The organism is Halalkalirubrum salinum (assembly GCF_005543295.1).
Classification (GTDB): domain Archaea; phylum Halobacteriota; class Halobacteria; order Halobacteriales; family Haloferacaceae; genus Halalkalirubrum; species Halalkalirubrum salinum.
On the sequence record NZ_SRSG01000052.1, the window covers coordinates 1 to 1,463 of the forward strand.

General features: G+C 56.7%; 1 protein-coding gene. It reads right to left on the bottom strand.

What is annotated here, in order from left to right; translation table 11 throughout:
* Positions 1–75 precede the first annotated feature (75 nt).
* Positions 76–1,395 (bottom strand): RNA-guided endonuclease TnpB family protein, encoded by a 1,320-nt coding sequence (locus E5K03_RS13875; protein WP_138007397.1) that lies wholly within the window; start codon positions 1,393–1,395, stop codon positions 76–78.
* Positions 1,396–1,463 lie beyond the last annotated feature (68 nt).

Below are 1,463 nucleotides of genomic sequence, written 5' to 3' on the forward strand. Positions count from 1 at the left end.
GTGACATCCTCGCCCGCCGTGAACGGCGGGGCTTCCACACCACGTGGAATACCCAGATTGGCCGGGATTAAGGTTTCAAGACGTGTTCGCGCCACTGGTCTCCGGCTCCGCCCCCGCTCCCACCGCTGGCGAGCTAGACGAAACCTTGTCATCGAGAGCCCGCTTCTCAGACAGGAGTCTCTCACTCAGTGACGTGTCTTCGTGGGCCTGCCACTGGCCCCCACTCCGAAGCGAGTCATCGCCCACCCATTTCACAGGCAAGCTCTCTCCCCACGGATTTAGCCGATTGGCTATGTTCGCTGCTGCGTTCAAATCTGCTTGGTACTCCGACACCCAACACGCCTCATTCGTACACTTGAACGTACCCTGATGCGGCCTGTATCCAAGATGCTGACACACATAGCACGTCTTCGAGGTGTAGTGCGGGTACACGTATTCCACAGGAACCCCGCGCTCCGCTGCCTTATCCTCGATACGTGACTGCAATCGAGAGAACAACCATTTGCCAAGGCGTCGATTCCAATACTTCCCGATGTCCTCGTCGGTGATACCTTCGAGGTATTCGAGGACAATAACTGGGTTCTCGAACTGGGACGCGTACTCAACGGCTCGTGTAGAGGCTTTCTCGATTTCGTCTTCGATGGCGTCTTGCCACCGTCCCCACACGAGGTCGTCGAGAAGCTTCGACGCGTATCGTGGTTTCAAGCGGTCTTCGGCACTGGTTTGTTTTTGTCGGAGGTGTCGGACGCGACCACCATCCACGAATAACGGGTCGAAGGGCGTGTTGTCTCGGAGGGCACAGCCCACCAAGAGCTTGGCTTCACCAACGTCGAATCCGACGGGTGTCACGTCGTCACTTTCGCACGAAATCGAGTGGTTTGGTTCGACTTCGTAGTTCGCCGCGACGTGTAACACCCATCGAGGCCCGTTGCGTTGTAAGCGGAGTTCGCCAGCCCACACACTGTCGTCTTCGTTGTCAATGAGTGCGTGCCACCAGTCTTCTTGCTCTGGGTTCAACTGGAGCGGTATCCAAAAGTTCGTCCCGCGACCGGGGAGCGGGACTTCCCAGCAGATTTTGTGGTGGCGGTCTTCGTTAACGTCGAAGACTGCGGCGGTGTTCGCGTAGCGGATTGGATGAGTGTCTGCGAGTTGTTTCGCGTTGTACGTATCCTTGTCTAAGAGGGCTGGTACGTATTTTTTGAGTGCGTTTTTCGAGTGCCAGTTGAGGTCTTCACCGCTGACGACTTCGTTGACGGCACCCATCGTATCGCAATCGTCGTTGAAACTCTCGTGAAGGAGCGATTCGTATCGCTCGTGTTCGTCGTGGAGCTTGCGCTGCTTGTGTTGAGTGGGTGGGGCAAGATATGCTTCGAGGGTCTTGCACTCTTCACTCATTCGTCAGCGTCGAGTCCTTGTTCGACGAGTTTGGCGTAGGCGTAGTCCATCCGCAGGCCGTTCTCGCG